The sequence below is a fragment of the Sphingopyxis sp. P8 genome (genome assembly GCF_020622175.1).
GTDB classification, from domain to species: domain Bacteria; phylum Pseudomonadota; class Alphaproteobacteria; order Sphingomonadales; family Sphingomonadaceae; genus Sphingopyxis; species Sphingopyxis jiangsuensis.
Genome location: NZ_JACNMK010000001.1, coordinates 702,536 through 726,356, shown reverse-complemented (window position 1 = coordinate 726,356; position 23,821 = coordinate 702,536). Strand labels below are relative to the sequence as shown.

Sequence of the window (23,821 nt, the reverse complement as noted above, 5' to 3'; positions counted from 1 at the left end):
ATTTATCATCGTTAACTCAATTTTAGCGTCCTCCATGCCATTCCTCCGGCCGATTATTGGATATCCGAGGGGGATAGCAGTGCGCGTATTGGCATTGGCTTCACAGAAAGGCGGGTCGGGCAAAACGACGCTGTCGGGGCACCTCGCGGTGCAGGCGCAGCTTGCCGGCGCCGGCCCCGTCGTGTTGATCGACATCGATCCGCAGGGCTCGCTCGCCGACTGGTGGAACGAGCGCGAAACCGACCTTCCGGCCTTTGCGCAGACCACGGTCGCGCGGCTTGCATCGGACCTTGAGGTGCTGCGCCAGCAGGGCTTCAAACTCGCCGTTATCGACACGCCGCCGGCGATCACGATGGCGATCCAGAGCGTTATCGGCGTCGCCGAACTCATCGTCGTCCCGACGCGCCCGAGCCCGCACGACCTGCGCGCCGTCGGCGCCACGGTCGACCTTTGCGAACGCGCGGGCAAGCCGCTCGTGTTCGTCGTCAACGCCGCGACCCCCAAGGCAAAGATCACCAGCGAGGCGGCCGTCGCGCTGTCGCAGCACGGCACCGTCGCACCGGTGACGCTGCACCATCGCACCGACTATGCGGCGTCGATGATCGACGGGCGCACGGTGATGGAGGTCGACCCCAACGGGCGTTCGGCCGAAGAGATTCGCCAATTGTGGACCTATATAAACGACCGGCTGGAAAAGAATTTCCGCCGCACCGTCTTTTCGGCACCCGCGGTGCCGCAGCCGGGCAGTTATGGCGCGGTCCGTCCGATGGGTGGTGGCTTCGGCCGCCGCGTCGCCGGTCAGTGACGGGAGAGTTTGGAACCATGGGCGAACCCAAACCCCTCGCATCGCTGAGCGCCGGACTTCTTGCCCGCAAGGGTGGAGCACGACCCGCCATGCGCCGTCAGCCGCTCGGCAGCGGCCCCGCACCGCTGACCGGGACGGGCTATGACGACCTTGGCTGGAACGACATGGGCTATGATGTCGACCCCGACCAGTCGAACGACGGCGGCCGGATGGTCGACCTGAAGCCGCTCCTCGCCGGATCGGTGCTGGCGCACAACAGCGAAGCCGAACATGCGGTCGAAGAAAGCGCGACGCGCGACGAGGCGATCAACGCCGAACGCGGCGGCGACCTGACCGAAGCATTGGCCGGGGAAGGCTTCGACGCCGATCCGGTCGACGTGCCCGAAGTCGTCCGTCAGCAGGAATCGCTGAAGGATCGCGTCGCCGCGGTTGCGGCGAAGGTCGAACAGCGTCCCGCCCCGAAAGCCAAGGCGCCGCGCGCGCTGCGCGCCCGCGACAAGGCGGCGTTCACATTGCGCCTCGACGCCGAACGCCATCTGCGGTTGCGGCTGGCGAGCGCCGTGACGAACAAGTCGGCGCAGGCAATCCTGACCGACCTGCTCGACGAATATCTGTCGTCGCTACCCGAAATCGACGCAATGGCGAGCCGCCTGCCGGCAGCGCGTCCGGTACGCAAGACGAACTAGACAGCGAGAAAAAGGGGGACCTGTCATGAATCGCAAGATGCTGATGAAGCTGGCCGTTTCGGGGTTCGTCCTCGGCACGGCCACTGGATGCAGCGGGCTGGGCACGATGGCGAAAGCGCCGTCGAGCGCCGCCGGGGCGCCCGCGACCGCCGAAAAGTCGGCCGAGCGCGCGCGCGATGCGATGGAGCATGGCAAGGTCAGCAAGGCGGTCGCCTTTGCCGAAGCCGCCGTCGAGGCGAGCCCGCGCGATGCACGCTATCGCGCTTTGCTGGGGCAGGCCTATCTCAACGACGGGCGTTTCGCGTCGGCGACGCATGCGCTCAGCGAATCGATGGAACTCGGCGCGCCCGACGCCAATAGCGTCATCGCGCTGAGCCTCGCGCAGATCGCGCAGGGCAAGCGCCGCGAGGCCGTCGATCTGTTGTCGCAGCATCGCGACACCGTTCCGGCAACCGACCTCGGGCTTGCGCTGGCGCTTGCGGGCGATAGCGAGGCATCGATCTTTGTGCTGACCGAAGCGGCGCGGGCCAAGGACGCGACCGCGCGCACGCGGCAGAATCTGGCGCTGGCGCTCGCGCTGTCGGGGCGCTGGGCGCAGGCGCGCATCATCGCCTCGCAGGACCTGCCGCTCGACAAGATCGAAGGCCGGATGGCCGAATGGTCGCAGCTTGCAGGCCAACCGGACGCGCAGGTGCGCGTTGCGAACCTGATCGGCACCAAGGCGCAGGCCGACGCCGGTATGCCGGTGCGCCTTGCACTCGCCAATTTCCCGGCGGTTCGGATGGCCGCCGCGGACGCCGAACCCGTCATGCTGGCAAGCGCGGACCCGGCGCCGCTCGAAAGCTTTGCGCCGCCGCCGCCGCCCGAAGCCGCACCGGTCGCGATGGCCGATGCATCGAGCGCGATCCGCAGCATCGAACTGCCGATGCCCGAACGCAACGCCGACGGCGTCGTTCCGGTCACCGAATTGCCGCAGCCGGCCGCAGCGGGCGAAATCATCCTCGCCGATGCCGCGCCCTATCGCCATGCGCCGCGCGTGGCGGGAGCAGCGGGCGCCAAGGCCGAAACACTGCGCCCCGCGCAGCGCCAGGCACTTGAGATCGCAACCCGCCTGATCCCCGCCGCAATGGGCTTTGATACGAAAAATCCGAACGGCTGGGCGGTTCAGCTCGGCGCCTATGACAGCCTGGCGGTCGCCAAGGAAAAATGGGGCGTGCTGAAACAGCGCAACGCCATGCTCGCAAGCTTTCCGGCGTCGAGCCACGCCGCGGTCGTCAACGGGCGCACCTTTCACCGCCTGACGGTCAACGGCCTCAAGAGCAGCAGCGATGCCAAGGCATTGTGCCAACAGCTCAAAGCCGAGGGCGAGCGCTGCTTCGTCCGCCAGATGGGCGGCAGCGAGGCGATCCAATGGGCGGCCAAGGCGCGCCCGGTGCAGCTCGCTTCGCGATAAGAAATTTCCCCTCTCGCACGCGAGGGGGTTATGGGGGGAAGCGCGGTCCCGTGAAGGACCGCGCTTCATTTTTGCGGTCAGCGTATTCGCACGCCGCCTTTCCACATCGCGGTCGCGCGGCCCTGGACGGGCATGCCGTCGAACGGAGTATTGCCCGCCCAGGCGGCCATTTTCTTGGCATCGACCTGCCACGGTGTGCCTTCGTCGACCAGGATAAGGTCGGCGTCGAGCCCCGCCTCGATGCGCCCCGCGTCGATGCCGAGCAGGCGCGCGGGATTGGCGGCGAGGAGGTCGAAGAGGCGCGCGGGCGTGACATGGCCGTCGCGAACGAGCTGGAGCCCCATCGCGAGCAAGGTTTCGGCGCCCGCCATGCCGGGCAGCGCCTCGGCAAAGGGAAGGCGCTTGTCCTCGGGGCCGCGCGGGTCGTGGCCCGACGCGAGGATGTCGATCGTGCCGTCGGCGACCGCGGCGAGGCAGGCGAGGCGGTCGTCCTCGCTGCGAAGCGGCGGCGACAGGCGCGCGAAGGTGCGAAAATCGCCGACCGCGGTATCCGAGAGGAAGAGATGCGCCGGGGTGATGCCGCAGGTCACGGGCAGCCCCCTGGCCTTGGCCTCGCGGACGAGATCGAGCGCGCGCGCGGTCGAGAGCTGGCGGAAATGGAGCGGCGCGCCGGTTTCCTCCACCAGCATCAGGTCGCGCGCGACCGCCATCGCTTCGGCAATCGCGGGGGCCGAGGCAAGACCGAGCCGCGTCGCCATTTCGCCATCGGTCGCCACCGCGCCGTGGGTCAGCCCCTCGTCCTCGGCATGCGCGATCACGGTGAGGCCGAGCGCGGCGGCGTAGGACAGCACGCGGCGCATTACGCCCGCATCGGCAATGCGGCGGCGGCCGGTCGCGACCGCGCGCGCGCCCGCGCTCTTCATCAGCGCAATCTCGGCCAGTTCCTTGCCGTCGAGGCCCTTGGTCGCGGCGGCGAGCGGGTGGACCCAAAGGTCGGGCTTGCCACCCTTTGCCGCACGCTCGACCATCCCCGGATGATCGAGCGGGTGCGCGCCGTCGGGCATCAACGCGGCGCGCGTGATGCCGCCGAAGTGAAAGGCGGGCTTGTCGGTCGCAAACACGCCAAGGTCGACGATGCCGGGCGCGATCCACTGGCCCTTTGCATCGACCGTCACGGCGCCGTCGGGCAGATCGGACGGGTTGATCGCCGAAATGCTCCCGGCGACGGCGAGCACGGTGACGCTGTCGCCGCCGAGCAGGCGCGCGTTGGTGATGACGAGCGGGTTCAGTTCCATCCGGGCACTCCCCGCTTGCGGCGCGTCAGGATGTCGAGGCACGCCATGCGCACCGCGACGCCCATTTCGACCTGTTCGGTGATCGTCGAGCGTTCGGGATCGTCGGCGATGCTGCTGTCGATTTCGACCCCCCGGTTCATCGGGCCGGGGTGCATGACGATCGCGTCGGGTTTCGCCTTGTCGAGCCGCGCCGGGGTGAGACCATAGAGCGCGTGATATTCGCGCGCCGAGGGGAGGTAGGCGCCGTCCATGCGCTCGTTCTGGAGCCGCAGCATCATCACGACGTCGGCGTCTTTCAGCCCTTCGTCCATGTCGGTGAAGGTCGCAACATGCATCCGTTCCATCGCCGGCGGGGTGAGCGTCGGCGGCGCGACGACGCGCACCTCGTTGCCGAGCAGGGTGAGCGCGAGGATGTTCGAGCGCGCGACGCGGCTGTGGAGCACGTCGCCGCAGATTGCGATCGTCAGCCCCTCGACCCGTCCCTTGCGGCGGCGGATCGTCAGCGCGTCGAGCAGCGCCTGCGTCGGGTGCTCGTGGCGCCCGTCGCCTGCGTTGAGGACGGGGCAGTCGACCTTGTCGGCGATAAGCTGTACCGCGCCCGATGACGCATGACGGATGACGATCGCGTCGGCGCGCATCGCGTTCAACGTCATCGCGGTGTCGATCAGCGTCTCGCCCTTTTTCACGCTCGATTGCGCGGCGTGCATGTTGACGACGTCGGCGCCGAGGCGCTTTCCGGCGATTTCGAACGACAGCAGGGTGCGCGTCGAATTTTCGAAAAAGGCGTTGATGATCGTGAGCCCCGCGAGCCGGTCGTCATGCTTTGCGGCGCCACTGCGATTCATTTCGACCCACTCTTCGGCGGCGTCGAGAATGTAGGAGATTTCCCACGGGGTGAGCGGGGCGATACCGAGCAGATGGCGATGGCGAAACGCATCGCCACCGGGCGGATAGTCGCTGGCGGGCCGGATGGATGAGCTTGTCATTAAAGCCGAGCGTTTAGGGGGCGGGAGGCGATTGCGCAAGCGCGATCCTCCCTGTCGCGAAGCGATGGGGAGGGGGACCGTCCGCGAAGCGGATGGTGGAGAGGCCGCGTTACCGCCCCTCCGTCAGCGGCTGCGCCGCTGCCACCTCCCCACCGCTACGCGGCAGGGAGGATCAGCGCACCATCGCGTCGATTGCACCCTGCAGGATGAACGCCGCCGCGGCGCTGTCGATGCGTTCGGCGCGTTTGGCGCGGCTGACGTCGGCGGCGACCATCGCGCGTTCGACCGCGGCGGTTGACCAGCGCTCGTCCCACAGCAGCAGGGGAAGAGCGAGCGGGGCGAGATTGCGGGCGAAGGCGCGCACCGACTGGGTGCGCGGGCTGTCGCTGCCATCCATGTTGAGCGGCAGCCCGACGACGAGACCGACGACGCCTTGCGCGGCGACGAGCGCGCGCAGCGCTTCAAGGTCGGCGGCGAATTTCTTGCGGACGATCGTCTTGTCGGGGGTCGCGAAGCTCCACCCCGCGTCGCAGAGCGCGACGCCGATGGTCTTGGTGCCGACATCGAGCCCCGCGAGGCGTCCGCCATCGGGGAGCGCGGCGGCGAGATCGGGGGCGGCGGTGGTGATCATTTTCGCTCCTTAGCCGTCATTGCTTCGCTTCGCTCGCAATGACGATCTCAGGAAGTCGGCGTTTCTGCAGGCGCCGCGGCGGGCGGGACCGGCGACGGTTTGCCCTCGAAGCTCGCCAAACGCCGCAATACGTCGGCGCGGACGTTCGCCCAGAAGAGGGTGATGTCGAAAACATGATAATTGTTTCCGGGCAGCACATAATTGGGCGCATAATCCTTGGCGACATTGGCATCGCCGATGAGCAGCAGGCCGCGCTCCTCGTCGCAGCGCGCACCGATCACGCCGGGGACGAGGCTGCCCGCCTTGAAGCCGTCGACGGGCTTGAGCGTGCCGATATTGGCGTCGGCCGTGGCTACTGTATCGGGGGTGCCGGTGAGCGGATTGGTGCAGAGCATCCGGGTGTCGGCGCGCGGGCGGCCATCGAAGCCGATTGTGCCGTCATAGGCGCCGAGCACCATTTCGGGATCGGCGGGTTCGGCGAAGGTTGCCCAGCTCAGGATGCAGCCTTTTTGGCCGGGGTTCTGGCAGGCGGGGAGGCCCATGGCCTCGATATCGGTGTCGACGCTGACCGGCCAGCCGACGATATAGGCGGCGACGATGCGCTTCGCGAGCGGAGTGCCCGCGACGCGGTTCTTGAGCAACATGGTGAGGTGCAGCGCGCCCTGGCTGTGCCCCGCGAGGATGACCGGCTTGTTCGCCGGGATCGCGGCGACGAAGGCGTCAAACGCCTGCTCGACGTCGCGATAGGCGGCGTCGATTGCCTTGCCCGCCGTCACCCGGTCGCTCGCAAGGAAGGCGCCGAGCGTCGCCTGGCGATAGCGCGGCGCCCACATCTCGCCCGCATCGGCAAAGGCGCTCGCCATGCCGCGCATGAACAGGCCGGCGCGGTGGTTGGCATCGGCATCGTCGAGCGGGGCGTTCCAGCTCGACTTGCTGTAATAGCTCGTCGGGTGGACGAAAAAGACCGCGGCGTTGCCTTTGGGGAAGGCGGGGGCCGAGGCGTCGGCGGCTCCCGCCGGCGGGAGAAGCTGGTCGCCGCTTTGCGCCTCGGCGCTGTCGGGGCCGGGGGTTACCGCGCCGTCGGGGTCAGGACGCCATGCGGTCGGATCGTCGGCGAGGCCGGGGCGCGCGAACCACATGGCGGGGTCGTCATAGGCGTTGGGCGCGGCGGCGGCCTGTTGCTCGAAGTCGGCGCTCGGCACGAAGGCGACGCGCGCGATCCAGCCCGGAAAGAGCTGGTAGACGACGCCGGCGCCGAGGATGAGCAGGATGATCGCGGCGATGAGGTAAAGGAATTTGCGGGCCATCGGGGCTCCAAATGAATGTCCGGCCGGTTTGTTCCCTCGCAGGTGATGGAACCAAAGCGGCAGTTTGCGAGGCGCTATCTGGCTTGCGCGCGCGCATGAAACAAGCCCAGATGTTTCGTATGACCGATGCAACAACACCCGCCACCGCCGATTCGCCCCGCGCCGCCTCGGCACGCCTCGACGACAGCGACGCGCCGTGGCCGCTGCGGCCTTGGATCATGGCGGCGCTTTGTGCCGTCGCCGGGCTGCTGTTCCACCTGCTGATCGATCATCAATATCCCGAGCGGCTCGCCGCGTGGCGGAGCGCCCTGGCGACCGCGGTGGCCGTCGCGACAATCGTGTTCGTGCTCGGCGTCGAGCAGCGGCGCTGGCACTGGGCGCTCGGCTTTGCGGCGCTGTGGGGCGTCATCATGGGGCTGATCGCGTGGCAGACCGCGGGCTATAATCTGCGGGGTACGCCCGTCGAATGGCCGTTCTGGTCGGGGATGCTCGCGGTGCTTGTCGCGACGCCGCTGTTCCAGACGCGGCGCGACGTCGCGCCCGACTGGCGGTTCTGGAAGCTGTGGCAGATGCCCTATGCGCGATTGCACAGCCATGCGTGGGCCGACGCGGTGCTCGGCGCGGCGAGCCTTGCCTTTGTCGGGGTGACCTTCCTGCTGACGGCGCTGATCGGGCAGATGTTCAAGCTGATCGGGATCAACCTGATCTTTGACCTGCTCAACGACGAATGGTTCGGCTGGATGCTCGCGGGCGCCGCGTTCGGCGGCGCCGTCGGCGTGCTGCGCGAGCGCGACAGGCTTGTCGCGACCCTGCAGCGGCTCGTGATGATCGTGCTCGCGGTGCTGGCGCCGGTGCTCGCGGCGGCGCTGCTGTTGTTCCTGCTGTCGCTGGTCGGCACCGGGCTTGGCGGACTGTGGAGTTCGGGTTTTTCGACCGCGGCGCTGATGCTCGCGGCAGCGGCCTTTGCGGTGCTGCTCGCCAATGCGGTGATCGGCAACGGCGGCGACGAAGGGTCGGCGAACCGGATGATGCGCGGCGCGGCGGCGCTGCTCGCGCTGGCGGTGCTGCCGCTCGCGGCGATTGCGGCGGCGTCGATGCAGGTGCGAATCGGCCAATATGGCTGGACGCCCGAGCGCATCTGGGGCGCGATCGCGGTTGGCATCGCGCTCGCCTATGGGATTGCCGGGCTGTGGGCGGTGGCGCTGGCGCGCTGGCGCTTCGACGAGCTGCTTCGCCCGTTGCAGCAGCGGCTGGCGATCGCGCTGATGCTGCTCGCGCTCTCCCTTGCGCTGCCGCTGTTCGATTTCGGCGCGATTTCGACGCGCGACCAACTCGCGCGGCTCGAATCGGGCGCGGTGAAGGCCGAGCAGTTCGACTGGGCGGCGATGGCGTTCGATTTCGGCCCCGAAGGACGCGCAGCGCTGGCTGCCCTCGCCAAATCGTCCGACAAGGCGCGCGCCGATGCAGCGCAGGCGGCGCTCGGCGCGACGAACAGATACGACCTTGACGGGCCGCGCGGGCTGGTGCCGGTTGCGCCGATCGAGGAGCGGCTGCGCATCCTTCCCGAAGGCCGCGCGCTGCCCGACGGCGCGCGCGAGCGGATTGCCGATAGCTATATGTGCAGCCGCTCGGCGCAGTGCGTTGCAGTGGTGATCGACGAGGGCCGCATCGCGGTGCTCGGCCAAAGCGATCCGGGCGGGGCGATCCAGTCCGACTTCGTGACGCGCAACGACAGCGGGCGGTGGGTCGTCGGGCAGGCCGACCGCCAACCGGAGGCGGCGCGCAAGGATGTCGATCTCTCGACCGCGACGATCTCTGTCGAAACGGTCGCGCAGCGGCGCGTGATGGTCGACGGGGTGGCGGAGACCGAGGGGTTCTGAATTTTCCTCCCCCACGGCTTTGCCGCAGGGAGGATCAGCATGGTTGAAGCAATCAAATGACGGTGCTAGCGGCGCGTCTTCTTCCGCAAAGGCAGGACTCAATGGCAATCGATCAGGCAACGGTGAAGAAAATCGCGTCGCTGGCGCGCATCGCGATCAGCGATGCGGAAGCTGCGGCGATGGAAGGCGAACTCAACAATATCCTGGGTTGGGTCGAGCAACTCGGCGAGGTCGATGTGGCCGGGGTCGAACCGATGACCGCGGTGATTCCGAACACGCTGCGCCTGCGCGACGATGTCGTCGACGCCGATCCGCTGACCGGCGGAGGGCGCCGCGACGATGTTCTCGCCAATGCGCCTGAGCCGCAGCATGGCTTTTTTGGCGTGCCGAAGGTGATCGAGTGATGGCACATCATTCGATCATCCCGGACAGCGGCGTAGCCGCGAGCGATCCGGGGTTCAGAAACGAAAAACTGCGGTTTATGCCGCCCTGGGCTCCCGCCTTCGCGGGAGCGCACAAGAGTGCGAAACATGACTGATCTTACGAACCTTACCGTAGCGCAGATCCGTGACGGCCACCGCGCGGGCGATTTCAGCGCCGTCGAGGTCGCGGAGGCGTTCAGCGCCAATGTCGCGGCCGCCAAGGCGCTCAATGCGTTCATTGTCGAGACTCCCGAACATGCGCTCGCCGCCGCGAAGACGGCCGACGCCGACCGTGCGGCGGGGACGCTGAAGCCCTTGTCGGGCGTGCCGATCGGGATGAAGGACCTGTTTTGCACGAACGGCGTCCAGACGACCGCGGCGAGCCATATCCTCGAAGGCTTTGTCCCTCGCTATGAATCGAGCGTTTCGCAGAAATTGTGGGACGCGGGCGCGGGAATGCTGGGCAAGCTGAACCTCGACCAGTTCGCGATGGGGTCGTCGAACGAGACGAGCTATTTCGGCAATGTCATCAGCCCGTGGAAGCGCAAGGACGGCGGTAATGCCGCGCTCGCGCCGGGCGGCTCGTCGGGCGGATCGTCGACCGCGGTCGCGGCGCGGCTGTGCCCCGCTGCGACGGGGACCGACACCGGCGGCTCGATCCGCCAGCCCGCGGCCTTCACCGGCATTTCGGGGATCAAGCCGACCTATGGCCGCTGCTCGCGTTGGGGCATCGTCGCCTTTGCGAGCTCGCTCGACCAGGCGGGGCCGATGGCGCGCGACGTGCGCGACTGCGCGATCATGCTCGAGAATATGGCGGGCTTCGATCCGAAGGATGCGACGAGCCTCGACATGCCCGTACCCAATTGGGAAGCCGCTTTGTCGAGTGATTTGAAGGGCAAGACGGTCGGCATTCCCAAGGAATATCGATTGGATGGCATCGACCCCGACATCGACGCGATGTGGGATGCGGGGATCGCGATGCTGAAGGATGCGGGGGCTGACGTGATCGAGATCAGCCTGCCGCACACCAAATATGCGCTGCCCGCCTATTATATCATCGCGCCTGCCGAAGCCTCGTCGAACCTCGCGCGTTACGACGGCGTGCGCTATGGCCTCCGCGACCTGCCGCAGGGGGCGGGGTTGCAGGACATGTACGCCGCGACGCGCGCCGACGGCTTCGGGCCCGAGGTCAAGCGCCGCATCATGATCGGCACCTATGTGCTGTCGGCGGGCTTTTACGATGCTTACTACACGCAGGCGCAGAAGGTGCGGACGCTGATTGCGCGCGATTTCGAGGCGGCCTTTGCGTCGTGCGACGTGATCCTCGCGCCGACCGCGCCGTCGGCGGCGTTCGGGCTGGGCGAGAAAATGGCCGATCCGCTGGCGATGTATCTGAACGACGTGTTCGCGGTGCCCGCGAGCCTCGCGGGGCTGCCCGCGATGTCGGTCCCGGCGGCGCTGAACCGCGAAGGGCTGCCGCTGGGGTTGCAGATCATCGGCAAGGCGTTCGACGAGCAGGGCGTGCTCAACGCCGGGCTGGCGATCGAGGAACGCGCGGGCTTCACGGCGCGCGCGGAGAAGTGGTGGTGAGCCGTGCTGCCGACCTAGCCGAGATGGTCGCTGCCATCATCGAAGGTGTCGGCGAATTGTGGCTCAAATTGAGCAAGCAGCGGCCGAAGCGTTATTCGCCAAAGCCGGGAGCAGACGATGACGCAGGGCCTGATCTTCCTCGGCTGACGAAGCGAAGGAAGCGGGACGATGACGGACAAAAATGATGACTGATTATCGCATACATGGCGAAACTGGCGAGTGGGAGGTCGTGATCGGCCTGGAGGTCCATGCGCAGGTCACCTCCAAAGCCAAGCTGTTTTCGGGCGCAGCGACGGCGTTCGGGGCGGAGCCCAATACGCAGGTGAGCCTGGTAGACGCGGCTATGCCGGGGATGCTGCCGGTGCCGAACCGCGAGTGCATCCGCCAGGCGGTGCGTACCGGCATGGCAATCGAGGCCGGGATCAACAAATGGTCGCGCTTCGACCGCAAGAATTATTTCTATGCCGACCTGCCGCAGGGTTATCAGATTTCACAGCTTTATCATCCGCTTGTCGGCGAAGGCTCACTGCATATCGAGGCCGACGAAAAGGCGGGCATCGCGCACGGCAAGATGATCGGGATCGAGCGCATCCACGTCGAGCAGGACGCCGGCAAGCTGATGCACGACCAGCATCCGACGATGAGCTTCGTCGATTTGAACCGCTCGGGCGTCGCGCTGATGGAAATCGTGTCGAAACCCGACATGCGCTCGCCCGCCGAGGCGGGGGCGTATCTTCGCAAATTGCGCGCGATCCTGCGCTATGTCGGCTCGTGCGACGGCAATATGGAGGAAGGCTCGATGCGCGCCGACGTCAACGTCAGCGTGCGCAAGGTCGGCGACCCGTTCGGCACGCGGACCGAAACGAAGAATGTCAATTCGGTGCGCTTCGTGATGCAGACGATCGAATATGAGGCAAAGCGCCAGGTCGAGCTGATCGAAAGCGGCGGAACTGTCGTGCAGGAAACGCGGCTGTTCAACCCCGACAGCGGGACGACGCGGACGATGCGGTCAAAGGAAGACGCGCACGATTACCGCTATTTCCCGGACCCCGACCTGCTGCCGCTCGAACTCGACGACGCCTTTCTCGACGAATGTCGCGCCAGCCTTCCCGAACTGCCCGACGCCAAGCGTGCGCGCTACGAAGCGGCGGGGATTTCGGCCTATAACGCCGATGTCTTGACCGCCGAGGTCGAGAATGCGCGCTGGTTCGACGCGCTGCTGGAAACCGGCGCCGAGCCCAAGGCAGCGGCGAACTGGGTGACGAGCGAGCTGTTCGGTGCGCTCAACCGCCTTGGCAAGAGCATCGAGGAATCGCCGGTCAGTCCCGCCGAGGCCGCCGAACTGCTCGGCCTTGTCGCCGACGGGACGATTTCGGGCAGCATCGCGAAACAGGTGTTCGAAATCATGCTCGAAACCGGCGATGCGCCTGCAAAAATCGTCGAGGAAAAGGGCCTCAAGCAGACGAGCGACACCGGCGCGATCGAGAAGGTCATCGGCGAGGTGCTCGCCGCCAATGCCGACAAGGTCGAGCAGTATAAGGGCGGCAAGGAAGCGCTGTTCGGATTCTTCGTCGGTCAGACGATGAAGGCGATGCATGGCAAGGCCAACCCGCAAGTCGTGAACGAACTGCTGAAAAAGGCGCTGGGTTAGGGACTGGCTTTTTCAGTCAATCGTCATTCCCGCTTTTGCGCGACTGGCGAGGAGCGCGCTAGATCTGCCCCGGCGGCAGTTCGTCCGGGCCGCGGCCCGGTTCGTCGATCCCGTCGCCGCCCGGATTTCCGGGGATTTCGAGCGGCTGGCCCGCCGGGTCCTCCTGCGGCGTCGGGCGCGCGGGGGTTTCGGGGGGCGATTGGGGCTCGATCGTGTCGGGCTTGGGCTTGGGCAGCGGATTGGTACCGTTCGTCATCTCTGGTCTCCTTGAGCTGATAAACGTCCGATGACCGCCCATGTTCCGCCGCGGCGACGCGCGGCTTTCCGCCCTTGCCCTTGGCGGCGCGTCTGCTATAGCCCCGCGCGGCCCGCACGGGCGTGCGCGGCACAGCGCATGGCATCCGTGCACCCGGCCGAAAGCTCCTGCGGGCGTGGCGGAATTGGTAGACGCGCTGGTTTTAGGTACCAGTATCGCAAGATGTGGGGGTTCGAGTCCCTTCGCCCGCACCAATTCGCTCCGCAGGCCGGGAATGGGGAATTCAGCCGCCAGGGCTGGGTTCGAACGAGAGATTTTGAGCAAGGATAAGATTGAGCCAATGAAGACCGTCGAAACGCTGAACGAAGGGCTGAAGCGCGAATATCGCCTGACCATCACCGCGAAGGACATCGACGCACGGGTCGATGAAGAGGTCAAGACGATCGCCCCGACCGTGCGCATGCCCGGTTTCCGTCCCGGCAAGGTTCCGCCGAACCTGATCCGCAAGATGCACGGCGAAGCGCTGTCGGCCGACGCGCTCAACAAGGCGATCGACGCGGGCGTCAAGGATCTGATGGGCAAGGAAAAGCTGCGCCCTGCGCTGCAGCCCGCGGTGACGCTCGCCGACGGTTATGAGCGCGGCAAGGATGCCGAGCTGACCGTCGCGCTCGAAGTGCTGCCCGACATCGAGGCGCCGTCGATCGACGGGCTGAAGCTCGAACGGCTGACCGTCCCCGCCGACGACAAGGCGGTGATGGCGAAGATCGAGGAATTCGCCGCGCAGATGAAGCGCTTCGAGGAAGCGCCGAAGACCAGGAAGGCCGCGACCGGCGACCAGGTCATCATCGATTTCGCGGGCAGCGTCGACGGCGTCGCTTTCGACGGCGGCACCGGCGAAGACATGGCGGTCGAGATCGGATCGGGCCAGCTGATCCCCGGTTTCGAGGACCAGCTTGTCGGCGTGAAGACGGGCGACGAAAAGACGCTGAAGGTCAGCTTCCCCGACGATTATCCGGTCGACACGCTGAAGGGCAAGGACGCCGAATTCGCCGTCAAGGTGAAGGAAGTGAAGGTTCCCGCCGACACGAAGATCGACGACGAGTTCGCCAAGTCGCTTGGCCTTGAAAGCCTCGACAAGCTCAAGGAGCTGATGAAGGACCAGGTCGAGCAGGAACTCAACGGGCTGACGCGCACCTATATGAAGCGCAAGCTGCTCGACCAGCTCGCAGCGAGCCACGACTTTGACGTGCCGCCGACGATGGTCGAGGCCGAGTTCAACCAGATCTGGCAGCAGCTCGAGCATGAGGCGAGCCACGAGGAAGATCCCGAGGCGGCGAAGGCCGAACTCGAAAAGGATCGCGACGAATATCGCAGCATCGCGGTGCGCCGCGTCCGCCTGGGCCTGCTTCTCTCCGAAATCGGGCAGGCGCACGGCGTGCAGGTCAGCAGCCAGGAAATGCAGCGCCTCATCATGCAGGCGGCGCAGCAGTATCGCCCCGAAGACCGTCAGCGCTTCGTCGAATATGTCCAGCAGGACGCACTCGCCGCCGCGCAGCTCCGCGCGCCGCTTTATGAGGACAAGGTCGTCGACTTCCTGTTCGACAAGGCCGAAATCAGCGATCGCGAAGTGACGCGCGAGGAACTGGAAGCGGCAATCGAGGCCGACGAGGACCATGTCCACGGTCCGGGCTGCGGCCACGACCATGACGAAAAGCCCGCCAAGAAGGCGGCGGCGAAAAAGCCCGCGGCCAAGAAGGCCGAGCCGAAGGAAGACAAGGCCGCTGCTGCGCCGGCAAAGAAGGCGCCCGCCAAGAAGGCGGCAACCGCCAAGGCAGAAGCCGAGGGCAAGCCTGCTGCGAAGAAGGCTCCCGCCAAGAAGGCTCCGGCCAAGAAGGCCGCCGCCAAGGACTGATCCTGCGGCGACACGACAATGAAAAGGCCGGGTGGAGGATGCTCCACCCGGCCTTTTTTTCGTCGACCGTCGCTACTGGGTTCCCGCTTTCGCGGGAATGACGAAGGTGGGGGGAATGACGAAGCGGGGGATGTCTATCCACTGCAAACTAGATCACCGCCATATTATAACAGTGCCAGCTGAAGATCGCCGCGGCGCCGCGGTGGGGGCGCCACGGTTCGGCGAGTTCGCGCGCCTGTTTTTCGCTCGGGCGCGCGTCGAGTTTCAGGATGCGGCCGACCGCCTCCTGCACCGCAAGGTCGCCCGCGGGCCAGATGTCGGGGCGCCCTTCGGCAAAGAGCAGGTAGATTTCGGCCGACCAGCGCCCGATCCCTTTGACCTTGGTGAGCAGCGAAATCGCCTCCTCATCGTCGGCGGGGAGGGCGTCGAAGGAGAGTTCGCCGTCGAGCACGAGCTGCGCGAGGCTTTTCGCATAGCCCTGTTTCTGTCCTGACAAGCCGCAGGCGCGCAGCGCGTCGAAATCGGCGGCGGCGATCGTTTCGGCGGGGCATCCTGTGCCGAATCCCGCCTCCAGCTTGTTCCAGATCGACGTCGCGGCGGCGACGCTGACCTGCTGGCCGACGATCGTGCGCAGCAGGGTCGTATAGCCGCGCTCGCGGATGCGCGGCTCGGGATAGCCGGCGTTGCCGAGTGCCCGCGCAAAATTGGGGTCGCGCGCGGCGAGGGCGTCGATTCCGGCGTTGAGCTGCTGCTGGCTGAGCCCCATCGCGATATTCTCCTTTTGTTCCAAGACTTGCCTTTAGCAACGCTTGATTTGCCGCGCAACGCGCGACATAGCCCCCGCAACACGAACCGATGAGGACGAGCATGGCCAAGCTGATTGTCGTGACGCGCGACGGAACCGAGCATGAGATCGAGGGCGACACCAGCCTGACCGTGATGGAGAATATCCGCGATGCAGGCTTCGACGAACTGCTCGCGCTGTGCGGCGGCTGCTGTTCGTGCGCGACCTGCCACGTCCATGTCGAGGCGGGCGCCAAGGATGCCATCCCCGCGATGAGCGAGGACGAAAACGACCTGCTCGATTCGACGAGCGACCGCGACGAAAATTCGCGCCTGTCGTGCCAGATTCCGTTCAGCGATGCGCTCGACGGGCTGAAGGTGCGCATCGCGGCGGAGGATTGATCAATATCGTCATTGCGAGGAGCGTAGCGACGAAGCAATCTCCAGCTGTCGGCATGGTGCTTTGCCGATAGCTGGAGATTGCTTCGCTTCGCTCGCAATGACGATTATTACTGGCCTGCCGTCGCCACCGCGTAGAGCGCGATCGCCGCGGCGTTGGAAATATTGAGGCTCTCCATTCGCGGCGAGATCGGCAGCCTTGCCAGCACGTCGCAATGTTCCATCACATTGTGGCGCATTCCGTCGCCTTCGGAGCCGAGGACGAGCGCGACCTTGCTGCCGTCGAGCGTTTGCCCAAGCGTCGTTTCGGTGTCGCCCATCAGCCCGATGCGCCAATATTGCGCCTCGGCGATTTCCTCGAGCGCGCGCGACAGGTTGACGACGCGCACCCACGGCACGCTTTCGAGCGCGCCCGAGGCCGAGCGCGCGATGACGCCGCTTTCGGGCGGACTGTGCCGGTCCTGCGTGATGATCGCCGCCGCATCGAAGGCGGCGGCCGAACGCAGCACCGCGCCGATATTGTGGGGGTCGGTGACCTGGTCGAGGATGATAAGCGGGCGCTTGCTGCCGGCGTCGACCTCTTCCTGCAACAGATCGCCGAGATGGATGCCCTCGAGCGGGTCGACCTCGATCACCAGCCCCTGGTGCGGCGCGTCGCGCGCGACGAGGCGCGCGAGGTCGGCGACGTCGGCGTAGCTGATCGGAATCACCGGCGGCAGGTCGAGCTGGCCCAGGGCTTCGCGGGTGCCCCAGATGCGCTTGACGGTGCGTTCGGGGTTGGCGAGCGCGGCGAGGACGGCGTGGCGGCCCCAGAAACGAATGGCCTGGCCGCGCTGGTTTCCGCCCGACGGGCGGCGGTGACGAGAAAATTGACGCATGATGGCGCGCCTTTCCCATGACTGGCATTGACAGGCAAGCCTCGTTTCGCCATTGGGCCACTTCCCAAAGCGGGCCCCAATGGACAGGTGGCCGAGTGGTTAAAGGCAGCAGACTGTAAATCTGCCCGGGTTTCCGTACGCTGGTTCGAATCCAGCCCTGTCCACCACCCTCTGGTCCGAGAGCATCTCCTAAAATCGCTAGAAACCGCAGAAAACCTAGGATATTATCCCTCGGTCGTTTCTCTGCTGCCCATGCCGTATCACTGCAGCGCAGTGAAAACTGTGGGGGAAATGTGGGGGTAAATTTTGGGACCCCTAAGAATCGGGCTTCCGAGTGTGGGGGTAAAAAATCGGGTTAACCATATGAAAAAGCTTACAGCTTTGGCGATCAAGGCAGCTTTGGCGAATCCTGGCACCTATCAGGACGGCGATGGCCTGTTTCTGAAGGTCGACAAGCGCGGCGGTGCTTATTGGCTCTTGCGTCTACAGCGCGATGGTAAGCGGCAAGACATTGGCTTGGGCAGCGCCAAATTGCTTCCGCTCGTGGAGGCTCGCCAGAAAGCCAGCGAACTCCGCAAGGCGGTCAAGATCGACCGGCGCGATGTGCTGGCCGAGAGGAAGAGCGAAGCTGCTGCGAAGGTGACATTCCGCGAAGCGGCTCGCCAATATCATAAAGAGAATGCGGCTGGGTGGAAAAGTGCCATCTATGCGCGCCAATGGCTTGCCAGCCTCGAAAGCCACGCCTTTCCGAAGTTGGGCGATGTGCCGACCGGCGGAATCGCCGCAGCGGATATCATCGACGTGCTGATGCCGATTTGGCAGGAGATTCCCGAAACGGCCCGACAGGTGCGCAATCGGATCTGCGTCGTCCTGGATTTCGCCCACGCAAAAGGCTGGCGCTCCAACGAAGCCCCGTCGGGAAATGGCAGCTTGAAAGCGGGACGCGGATTGCCTCGCCAAGTGAAGTCGCGGGAGAATCGCAAGGCCATGCCTTATAGCGCGCTGCCTACCTTCCTCGCGGCTTTGCGGCGAAAGCCGGCATTTGGAAGGTTGGCGCTCGAACTGCTCATTCTGACCGGCGTACGCAGCCAGGAGGTCCGGCTCGCGACATGGGACGAGTTTGATTTTGAGGGGCGGCTGTGGACGATACCCAGTGACCATATGAAGCGGGGCAACGCCCATGTTGTTCCGCTGTCGGATGCGGCGTTGGCTGTGCTGACGAGAGCAAAAGCCTTCCGGCGTTCTGATGTCGACGTGGTTTTCCCGGGAGCGACCGGCAAGCCGATGTCCGATATGACGTTGCTAAAGGTGCTGCGCGACATGAAGGAGCCGTTCCACGTTCACGGCTTTCGGTCCACGTTCACCGACTGGGCCGCCAATGAAGATTTTGCCGATGCTGTTGTGGAGGCCGCGCTGGCGCACAAGACGCCCGACGCCGTGCAGGCGGCTTATCGGCGTACAACCTATCTAGGCACACCGGATCAGCCCGGCGCCCGTGTCAAATTGATGGAGGCGTGGGGGAGCTATTGTGCTGGGGATGCTCCCGAAACGGAATAATATCGTCCCGCCGGGAATAAACGAGCGCGGCCTCAATTGAGCGCGCACTGGCGACGGCAGGCGCCGCCAGAGGTCGCGCGTTGGCACGGTTGGCCGCGCAGCGCTCTTGTCTCGCTTCCTGGCGCCGCGGGCGCACGTCCCTTGCGGCGGGTACACAGCGCTGCGCGCTGCTCCGGGCGCGGCATTGCCGCACCCGACCCGCTACCGGTCCGCGCACGCCGCGGCGCCTGCGGCTGCGACAAGGGCGCGTTTGTTGTCCGATGTTGGCGCCGCGCTGAATGCGCGTCGGCGTTTGCCGATGGGCCGGCCACGGACAGCGTGTCGTTCGGCGCACGGCTATGGGACCGCTCGGCCGGTGCGCAAGCCGCCGCTGCGCGTCGGCTCCTCCATTGCATTGCGGCCCTCACGGGTGCGCGCCGTCCTTTGGCGCGGTCCCGTCGCCTTTCCTCGCCGCCCGCCCCGCCGTCCGGGGCCGGGTGTGGTGGAAGGAAAGGAAGACGTCATGAAGCTTGATTTTATCGATGTGGATCATCTGTCGATTGCGACAACCAACATGCGCGGGAAGGGCAAAGACCCCGATGTGTCCGACCTGCTCCCCAGCGTTCGCGCGCGCGGGGTGCTGGTTCCGCTGCTCGTTCGTCCAAACTGTGCCGAAGGCCGTTTCGAGATCGTCGCGGGTCGTCGGCGCTTTACCGCGGTGAACGTCGTGGCGCGCGAGGGTGGGGCGGTGAAGCCGATCCCGTGCGCGATCCTCGACGAGGGCGATGATGCAGATGCGCTCGAAGCGTCGATGCTGGAGAACCTTGCGCGGGTCCGGCCCGACGAGGTCAGCCAGTGGGAAGCCTTTGTAGCCTTGGTCAAATCAGGGCGCAGCGTGGGCGAGGTGGCCGATACGTTCGGGTTCGAACCTTCGGCGGTGAAGCGCATCCTCGCGCTCGGCAATCTGCTCCCGCGTATCCGCACCCTCTACCGGCGCGGCGCGATCGATGCGGGCACCGTTCGCCATCTGACCTTGGCATCGAAGAGCCAGCAGAAGGCATGGCTTGCCTTGTTCGACGATGAGAACACCTATTGCCCGACCGGCCACCAATTGAAGGCATGGTTGTTCGGCGGCACCGCCATCGCGGTGAACCACGCGCTGTTCGACGTCGAGGAGGCGAAGCTCGCCATCGTCTCGGACCTGTTCGGCGAGGACAGCTATTTTGCCGACAGCGATGCTTTCTGGTCGGCGCAGATGGCGGCCATCGAAGCGCGCAAGGCCGAGTATCTCGAAGCGGGATGGTCCGACGTCGTCGTGATGGAGCGCGGCGACTGGTTCCGGTCGTGGGACTATGTCCATGCGAGCAAGCGCAAGGGCGGCCGTATCTATGTCGAGGTCCGCGACAGCGGCGAGGTCAGCTTCCACGAAGGTTATGTCACCACCAAGGAAGCGAAGCGGCTTTCGGGCGGCGGCGGCAGCGATGATGAGAACACGCCCGCAGCGAAGCCCGCACGTCCCGAAGTGTCGGGTCCGCTCAACGCCTATATCGACCTCCATCGCCATGCAGCAGTTCGCGCCGATCTGGCCAGCCATGGCGGCGTCGCGCTCAGGGCGATGCTTGCGCATGTCATTTCGGGCGCGGACCTGTGGCGCGTCGACATCGAAAGCCAGCGGGCGCCCAAGGAAGACATCGCCGAGAGCGTCGAAACCTGCCCCGCCGAAACCGCCTTCGACATCAAGCGCCGCGCGGTGCTTGCGGTGCTGGGGTTCGATGAAGACACTCCGACCGTCACCGGAAGGCCGCTGCACCGGCCCCCTTTTGCGCTTTTGTTCGCGCGGCTGCTCGAACTCCCCGATCCGGTGGTATTGGAGATCGTCGCGATCGTCATGGGCGAGACCTTGGCGGCGGGCAGCGAGGCGGTCGAGATGATCGGCCTCCATCTCGGCACCGACATGCGCCAGCACTGGCAAGCCGACGCGGCTTTCTTCGACCAGCTGCGCGACCGCGAAGTGCTGCTCGCCATCACCGGCGAGGTCGCGGGCGCCGAGGTGGCGGCAGCGAACGCCGGTGAAAAGGCCAAGGCCTTGAAATCGATCATCGCCGATTGCCTTGCGGGGACCAACGGGCGCGCCAAGGCCGAGCCGTGGGTGCCGCAATGGATGGCGTTCCCGCCCGCCGCCTACACGTCGCGCGGCGGGGTCGGCGGCGTGAAGGCGGCGGCGCGGGTGGCGTTCGCGCTGTCTGCGAGCGCCGATGCCGATCCGGTCGAGCAGGATTGCGCGTCGGTTGACGAGGAGACGCCGCTTGCGGCGTGAGGGCAGGGAGGGCGGCTTCGGTCGCCCGCCCATTTTGTGCGCGCTGAAATTGTCGCGCCGGCCTTGGCGACCGGCGCGGCGTTATTCGTCGGAGGCGCGCCGCCGCTACAGGCGGCATCGGCACGCAGTGAGAAGAAGAAGGGCGGCGCGAGTGTCTCGCGCCGCCCCGCGATGGCGTGCCATCGCCCCCGCCGCCGGTTGCAGACGGGTCGCGGTGTCTGCATCCGGCGGTGAACTGCTGCGGTCAGCTTAGCGCCGCGTTCGTCTCGACGCTGCGACAATCGGCGCGGCGCGAGCAGATTGCGGTGCGAATGTCTGCGAATTTAGTGCCCCGCACGCCTGGCGCCTCGATATGGGACTGTCGGGCGCAGGACTCTTTAACGCCGATCGGCGATTACGGATTTTCGGGCGAGCGTAAGCGGGAGGGGCGGCTTCCTTGCTTATCGACATCCATTCCTCCACCGAGCCGCCCTCGTCCCTGCTGCGCAGCAGCACCATCCCGGCGACGGGCGATCTGACCTGTCCCGGCGCGGCGCCCCGCGAAAGTGCGGCGGCGCGATTATTTCCCCGCGCGTGTGCAACGCGCTCCTCGCGGCCGCTTCGCTCCAAATAATCGCGCCGCCGCACTCCTCCGCTTTGCTGCCGCCCTTCGGGTTCGCGCGGCGCCTTATGCGCCGGTCGCTGGTCCGCCCATGCCGCAGGGATGGTCCCGCGGCACAGTGAAGGAGACGACCAATGGCAGCTATCGGCTTTGTGAACGGCACCATCGAAAAAGGCTTCGTGGGCCAGCTGAAAACCCTCTCGATCCGCGCGGCGATCGAAATCCGGACCAACGGCTCGAAGAGCGGCGACGTCCAGCCTGATTACCGGGTCTATTCCGAAGGCGTCGAGATCGGTGCCGGCTGGGTCCGCATCGGCGAAGCGTCGGGCAAGCCTTTCGTGTCGCTGACACTGGCAGCCCCCGAGTTCGGGCCGCGCCGCCTTTATGCCAACCTCGGCCGCGCCGCCGGCCAGGACAGCGAAGACGCTTATGCGATCATCTGGAACCCCGACAACTGAGCCGGGCTTCCGCCCCGCGCCGCGGTATGCGGCGCGGGGCTTTGCCGTGCGGTGTTCAGTCAGGGTCGCCGTCGGGCTTATTGTCGCGATCGAGGTCGGCGACGGTGAAGGTCATCGGGTTGCGCAGCCAGAGGTCGACCTCGCCGACGCGCCAGCCGCAGCAGCGTGTCGCGAGCTTGTGCTGCGGTGGGAATGTGCCCACGGCAATCTTGCGGTAGAGGGTCGCGCGGCTGAGGCCGGTCAGATCGAGCACTTCGTTGAGACGCATGAGGCGGAGAGGGGATTGAAACGCCATGAACAGTTCCTTCATCTACTGGTTCAAAATGATGCCCCGCAAATGAGAATGGGAAAGTTTTGCGCCTCGTCAACATGATGAAATTTCTCGCCAAAATGGCGTTGTCATAGTCTGTCGTACTTTGTCCAATTGTGGGAAAATTTGTCCAAGTGCAGCGTGTGAGAATAAATCTGCATGTCGCGGCAAATAATTTCGTTCCCACTCGCGATTGAGACTGTCTGAGACAGTCGCGCTGCGAAGGACGCGCCGCAGACGGCGCGAGCATCGTCCGATTCGTGTCCGGTAAGGCGCCGCTGGCGCGCACGCGGTCGCCACTGCGCGGCGGCGTCGTTTGTCCCGGCGCGGCGGGGGGCAGGGTGGGCGTCACTCGCCTCTAGCCCCGCCCGGCCGGGCCGCAACCCGCGTGCCGCGGGTTCTCCACTTCGCTCCGATCCTGCGGATGCAGCCCGCCCGATGACGCGGGTCTGCCGGCTCCCTCCTGCCGCCCACCCCGCCCCCTTCCGGGCCGGGGTGCGGTGGCTGGAAGGAGAAAGGATATGCGCAAGGCACGGAAAGAACGGGTGAGCCTCTATAGTGAGGTCACGAACAAGATCATCGCGGAGCTCGAAGAGGGACGGCTGCCATGGGTGCAGCCGTGGGACAGCGCGGTGTGCAGCTGCATGATGCCGCAGAATGCCGGAACGGCCCGCAAATATTCGGGGATCAATGTGCTGATCCTGTGGGCCGAGGTTGTTTCCAAAGGCTATAGCGCGCAGCGATGGATGACCTATCGGCAGGCCGAGGCAGCGGGCGGCAACGTCCGGCGCGGCGAGAAAGGCACGGTCATTTGTTATGCCGACCGCTTTACGCCGAAGGCCGAAGCCGAGGCCGCGCGCGGCGAGGACCGCGAGGCGCGGCAGGTGGCTTTCTTGAAGCGTTTTGTCGTCTTCAACATCGACCAGTGCGACGGACTGCCCGCAGATTATATCGCGCCGATGGTCAGCCCCGATCCGGTGCTTGCCAATGCCGAGGCCGATGCGCTGATCGCCGCGACCGGCGCGCGCGTCAATATCGGCGGCGGTGAAGCCTTTTACAGCCCGAGCCATGACTTTGTTCAGGTGCCGCCGCAGGCGGCGTTTCATGAACCGATCAACTGGTATCGCACCGCGCTGCACGAGCTGGGTCATTGGACCGGTCATGGCAGCCGATTGGACCGCGACCAGAAGGGCGGGTTCGGTTCCGAGGCCTACGCCAAGGAAGAGCTGGTCGCCGAGATGGCGGCGGCGTTCACCTGCGCATCGCTCGGCATCGCGCCGACCGTTCGCCATTCGGACTATATCGCGTCGTGGCTGTCGGTGCTGCGCGATGACGAGAGGGCGATCTTCCGCGCCGCCAGTCAGGCGAGCAAGGCGAGCGATTATCTGTTCGCGTTCGCGGGAGCCGAGCAATGAGCGCGCGCATGTCGCGCGAGGAACGTCTGGCGCTGTGGCGCGCTGAGCGCGCGGTCGACCGGTTGCCCCGCATGACCCGCAAGGTCTTTCTCGCGATCCGCGTCGAGGAGCTGAGCTATTCCGAGATCGCCGCCCGGTTCGGTATCAGCGTCGCCGGTGTCGAAGCCCATTTCGCGGTGGCCTTGCGCATCCTCATGAAAGTCATGGATGAAAAAGATCCATGGTGGTGGCGTTTCCTGCGTTGATGGCC

22 protein-coding genes and 2 tRNA genes are annotated in these 23,821 nt (G+C 66.0%); 16 read left to right on the top strand and 8 right to left on the bottom strand.

Annotated elements, in window-relative coordinates:
- Window positions 1–79 precede the first annotated feature (79 nt).
- The 3 genes from H7692_RS03570 to H7692_RS03560 are packed head-to-tail and all read left to right on the top strand — an operon-like array spanning window position 80 to window position 2,944.
- On the top strand, window positions 80–805 hold the full coding sequence (locus H7692_RS03570) for a ParA family protein (protein ID WP_201925876.1): 726 nt from the start codon (window positions 80–82) through the stop codon (window positions 803–805).
- Between the two features lie 17 nt (window positions 806–822).
- Entirely contained in the window at window positions 823–1,491 is a 669-nt protein-coding gene (locus H7692_RS03565) for a hypothetical protein (protein ID WP_201925874.1), read from the top strand.
- Window positions 1,492–1,516: 25 nt separating this feature from the next.
- The gene (locus H7692_RS03560) at window positions 1,517–2,944 is read left to right on the top strand and encodes an SPOR domain-containing protein (protein WP_201925872.1); all 1,428 of its coding nucleotides are present in this window, start codon (window positions 1,517–1,519) and stop codon (window positions 2,942–2,944) included.
- Between the two features lie 77 nt (window positions 2,945–3,021).
- On the opposite strand, the gene H7692_RS03555 is transcribed toward H7692_RS03560, so the two are convergent.
- The 4 genes from H7692_RS03555 to H7692_RS03540 form a co-directional block, all read right to left on the bottom strand.
- On the bottom strand, window positions 3,022–4,239 hold the full coding sequence (locus H7692_RS03555) for a dihydroorotase (RefSeq protein ID WP_227339777.1): 1,218 nt from the start codon (window positions 4,237–4,239) through the stop codon (window positions 3,022–3,024).
- Complete coding sequence (locus tag H7692_RS03550) at window positions 4,230–5,225, bottom strand: aspartate carbamoyltransferase catalytic subunit (protein WP_201925867.1); 996 nt, start codon at window positions 5,223–5,225, stop codon at window positions 4,230–4,232. The genes H7692_RS03555 and H7692_RS03550 overlap by 10 nt, the downstream gene beginning before the upstream one ends.
- Before the next feature lie 172 nt (window positions 5,226–5,397).
- Window positions 5,398–5,856 (bottom strand): Holliday junction resolvase RuvX, encoded by a 459-nt coding sequence (ruvX, locus tag H7692_RS03545; protein WP_201925865.1) that lies wholly within the window; start codon window positions 5,854–5,856, stop codon window positions 5,398–5,400.
- 47 nt (window positions 5,857–5,903) lie between these two features.
- Window positions 5,904–7,163, bottom strand: coding sequence for a DUF3089 domain-containing protein (locus H7692_RS03540; RefSeq protein ID WP_227339776.1), 1,260 nt, complete (start codon window positions 7,161–7,163; stop codon window positions 5,904–5,906).
- Between the two features lie 119 nt (window positions 7,164–7,282).
- Between H7692_RS03540 and H7692_RS03535 the strand changes: the two genes are divergently transcribed.
- The 4 genes from H7692_RS03535 to gatB all read left to right on the top strand — a co-directional run bounded on the left by H7692_RS03535 (window position 7,283) and on the right by gatB (window position 12,706).
- Window positions 7,283–9,043, top strand: coding sequence for a DUF4153 domain-containing protein (locus tag H7692_RS03535; RefSeq protein ID WP_227339775.1), 1,761 nt, complete (start codon window positions 7,283–7,285; stop codon window positions 9,041–9,043).
- A 101-nt stretch (window positions 9,044–9,144) separates the two neighbouring features.
- Window positions 9,145–9,447 (top strand): Asp-tRNA(Asn)/Glu-tRNA(Gln) amidotransferase subunit GatC, encoded by a 303-nt coding sequence (gatC, locus tag H7692_RS03530; protein WP_201925861.1) that lies wholly within the window; start codon window positions 9,145–9,147, stop codon window positions 9,445–9,447.
- A 126-nt stretch (window positions 9,448–9,573) separates the two neighbouring features.
- Complete coding sequence (gatA, locus tag H7692_RS03525; RefSeq protein WP_222135919.1) at window positions 9,574–11,055, top strand: Asp-tRNA(Asn)/Glu-tRNA(Gln) amidotransferase subunit GatA; 1,482 nt, start codon at window positions 9,574–9,576, stop codon at window positions 11,053–11,055.
- 184 nt (window positions 11,056–11,239) lie between these two features.
- Window positions 11,240–12,706 (top strand): Asp-tRNA(Asn)/Glu-tRNA(Gln) amidotransferase subunit GatB, encoded by a 1,467-nt coding sequence (gatB, locus tag H7692_RS03520; protein ID WP_222135920.1) that lies wholly within the window; start codon window positions 11,240–11,242, stop codon window positions 12,704–12,706.
- A 58-nt stretch (window positions 12,707–12,764) separates the two neighbouring features.
- On the opposite strand, the gene H7692_RS03515 is transcribed toward gatB, so the two are convergent.
- A complete protein-coding gene (locus H7692_RS03515; protein WP_222135921.1) occupies window positions 12,765–12,962 on the bottom strand; it encodes a hypothetical protein in 198 nt (65 codons plus the stop codon).
- Between the two features lie 169 nt (window positions 12,963–13,131).
- On the opposite strand from H7692_RS03515, the gene H7692_RS03510 reads away from it, so the two are divergent.
- Together H7692_RS03510 and tig are read left to right on the top strand one after the other, a co-directional pair.
- Window positions 13,132–13,216 (top strand) — tRNA-Leu (locus tag H7692_RS03510).
- Between the two features lie 86 nt (window positions 13,217–13,302).
- On the top strand, window positions 13,303–14,874 hold the full coding sequence (gene tig, locus H7692_RS03505) for a trigger factor (protein WP_222135922.1): 1,572 nt from the start codon (window positions 13,303–13,305) through the stop codon (window positions 14,872–14,874).
- Window positions 14,875–15,022: 148 nt separating this feature from the next.
- On the opposite strand, the gene H7692_RS03500 is transcribed toward tig, so the two are convergent.
- Window positions 15,023–15,640 carry a DNA-3-methyladenine glycosylase family protein gene (locus tag H7692_RS03500; protein WP_222135923.1) on the bottom strand — a complete coding sequence of 206 codons (618 nt, stop codon included), beginning with the start codon at window positions 15,638–15,640 and terminating at the stop codon, window positions 15,023–15,025.
- Window positions 15,641–15,741: 101 nt separating this feature from the next.
- On the opposite strand from H7692_RS03500, the gene H7692_RS03495 reads away from it, so the two are divergent.
- On the top strand, window positions 15,742–16,059 hold the full coding sequence (locus H7692_RS03495; RefSeq protein ID WP_222135924.1) for a 2Fe-2S iron-sulfur cluster-binding protein: 318 nt from the start codon (window positions 15,742–15,744) through the stop codon (window positions 16,057–16,059).
- A gap of 107 nt (window positions 16,060–16,166) precedes the next feature.
- Here H7692_RS03495 and rlmB read toward each other — a convergent pair whose 3' ends face one another.
- Window positions 16,167–16,934 (bottom strand): 23S rRNA (guanosine(2251)-2'-O)-methyltransferase RlmB, encoded by a 768-nt coding sequence (gene rlmB / locus H7692_RS03490; protein ID WP_201925844.1) that lies wholly within the window; start codon window positions 16,932–16,934, stop codon window positions 16,167–16,169.
- A gap of 81 nt (window positions 16,935–17,015) precedes the next feature.
- Between rlmB and H7692_RS03485 the strand changes: the two genes are divergently transcribed.
- The 4 genes from H7692_RS03485 (at window position 17,016) to H7692_RS03470 (ending at window position 21,846) form a co-directional block, all read left to right on the top strand.
- A tRNA-Tyr gene (locus H7692_RS03485) sits at window positions 17,016–17,101 on the top strand.
- A gap of 196 nt (window positions 17,102–17,297) precedes the next feature.
- Window positions 17,298–18,491 carry a tyrosine-type recombinase/integrase gene (locus H7692_RS03480; protein ID WP_222135925.1) on the top strand — a complete coding sequence of 398 codons (1,194 nt, stop codon included), beginning with the start codon at window positions 17,298–17,300 and terminating at the stop codon, window positions 18,489–18,491.
- 502 nt (window positions 18,492–18,993) lie between these two features.
- Window positions 18,994–20,787, top strand: a complete 1,794-nt coding sequence (locus tag H7692_RS03475) for a ParB/RepB/Spo0J family partition protein (protein WP_222135926.1) — start codon at window positions 18,994–18,996, stop codon at window positions 20,785–20,787.
- 735 nt (window positions 20,788–21,522) lie between these two features.
- Window positions 21,523–21,846, top strand: a complete 324-nt coding sequence (locus H7692_RS03470) for a DUF736 domain-containing protein (RefSeq protein ID WP_222135927.1) — start codon at window positions 21,523–21,525, stop codon at window positions 21,844–21,846.
- A 55-nt stretch (window positions 21,847–21,901) separates the two neighbouring features.
- Here H7692_RS03470 and H7692_RS03465 read toward each other — a convergent pair whose 3' ends face one another.
- Window positions 21,902–22,141, bottom strand: coding sequence for a helix-turn-helix transcriptional regulator (locus H7692_RS03465; RefSeq protein ID WP_222135928.1), 240 nt, complete (start codon window positions 22,139–22,141; stop codon window positions 21,902–21,904).
- Window positions 22,142–22,677: 536 nt separating this feature from the next.
- On the opposite strand from H7692_RS03465, the gene H7692_RS03460 reads away from it, so the two are divergent.
- Window positions 22,678–23,571: an ArdC family protein gene (locus tag H7692_RS03460; RefSeq protein ID WP_222135929.1), complete on the top strand. Its 894-nt coding sequence runs from the start codon at window positions 22,678–22,680 to the stop codon at window positions 23,569–23,571.
- Window positions 23,568–23,816: a sigma factor-like helix-turn-helix DNA-binding protein gene (locus tag H7692_RS03455; protein WP_222135930.1), complete on the top strand. Its 249-nt coding sequence runs from the start codon at window positions 23,568–23,570 to the stop codon at window positions 23,814–23,816. The genes H7692_RS03460 and H7692_RS03455 overlap by 4 nt, the downstream gene beginning before the upstream one ends.
- Window positions 23,817–23,821: the final 5 nt, after the last annotated feature.

What these genes read in the sequence shown, in the direction of transcription:
- H7692_RS03565 (WP_201925874.1), top strand. Translation starts at nt 823, where the DNA reads ATGGGCGAACCCAAACCCCTCGCATCGCTGAGCGCCGGACTTCTTGCC.
- H7692_RS03560 (WP_201925872.1), top strand. Translation starts at nt 1,517, where the DNA reads ATGAATCGCAAGATGCTGATGAAGCTGGCCGTTTCGGGGTTCGTCCTC.
- H7692_RS03555 (WP_227339777.1), bottom strand. Translation starts at nt 4,239, where the DNA reads ATGGAACTGAACCCGCTCGTCATCACCAACGCGCGCCTGCTCGGCGGC.
- H7692_RS03550 (WP_201925867.1), bottom strand. Translation starts at nt 5,225, where the DNA reads ATGACAAGCTCATCCATCCGGCCCGCCAGCGACTATCCGCCCGGTGGC.
- ruvX (WP_201925865.1), bottom strand. Translation starts at nt 5,856, where the DNA reads ATGATCACCACCGCCGCCCCCGATCTCGCCGCCGCGCTCCCCGATGGC.
- H7692_RS03540 (WP_227339776.1), bottom strand. Translation starts at nt 7,163, where the DNA reads ATGGCCCGCAAATTCCTTTACCTCATCGCCGCGATCATCCTGCTCATC.
- H7692_RS03535 (WP_227339775.1), top strand. Translation starts at nt 7,283, where the DNA reads ATGACCGATGCAACAACACCCGCCACCGCCGATTCGCCCCGCGCCGCC.
- gatC (WP_201925861.1), top strand. Translation starts at nt 9,145, where the DNA reads ATGGCAATCGATCAGGCAACGGTGAAGAAAATCGCGTCGCTGGCGCGC.
- gatA (WP_222135919.1), top strand. Translation starts at nt 9,574, where the DNA reads ATGACTGATCTTACGAACCTTACCGTAGCGCAGATCCGTGACGGCCAC.
- gatB (WP_222135920.1), top strand. Translation starts at nt 11,240, where the DNA reads ATGACTGATTATCGCATACATGGCGAAACTGGCGAGTGGGAGGTCGTG.
- H7692_RS03515 (WP_222135921.1), bottom strand. Translation starts at nt 12,962, where the DNA reads ATGACGAACGGTACCAATCCGCTGCCCAAGCCCAAGCCCGACACGATC.
- tig (WP_222135922.1), top strand. Translation starts at nt 13,303, where the DNA reads ATGAAGACCGTCGAAACGCTGAACGAAGGGCTGAAGCGCGAATATCGC.
- H7692_RS03500 (WP_222135923.1), bottom strand. Translation starts at nt 15,640, where the DNA reads ATGGGGCTCAGCCAGCAGCAGCTCAACGCCGGAATCGACGCCCTCGCC.
- H7692_RS03495 (WP_222135924.1), top strand. Translation starts at nt 15,742, where the DNA reads ATGGCCAAGCTGATTGTCGTGACGCGCGACGGAACCGAGCATGAGATC.
- rlmB (WP_201925844.1), bottom strand. Translation starts at nt 16,934, where the DNA reads ATGCGTCAATTTTCTCGTCACCGCCGCCCGTCGGGCGGAAACCAGCGC.
- H7692_RS03480 (WP_222135925.1), top strand. Translation starts at nt 17,298, where the DNA reads ATGAAAAAGCTTACAGCTTTGGCGATCAAGGCAGCTTTGGCGAATCCT.
- H7692_RS03475 (WP_222135926.1), top strand. Translation starts at nt 18,994, where the DNA reads ATGAAGCTTGATTTTATCGATGTGGATCATCTGTCGATTGCGACAACC.
- H7692_RS03470 (WP_222135927.1), top strand. Translation starts at nt 21,523, where the DNA reads ATGGCAGCTATCGGCTTTGTGAACGGCACCATCGAAAAAGGCTTCGTG.
- H7692_RS03465 (WP_222135928.1), bottom strand. Translation starts at nt 22,141, where the DNA reads ATGGCGTTTCAATCCCCTCTCCGCCTCATGCGTCTCAACGAAGTGCTC.
- H7692_RS03460 (WP_222135929.1), top strand. Translation starts at nt 22,678, where the DNA reads ATGCGCAAGGCACGGAAAGAACGGGTGAGCCTCTATAGTGAGGTCACG.
- H7692_RS03455 (WP_222135930.1), top strand. Translation starts at nt 23,568, where the DNA reads ATGAGCGCGCGCATGTCGCGCGAGGAACGTCTGGCGCTGTGGCGCGCT.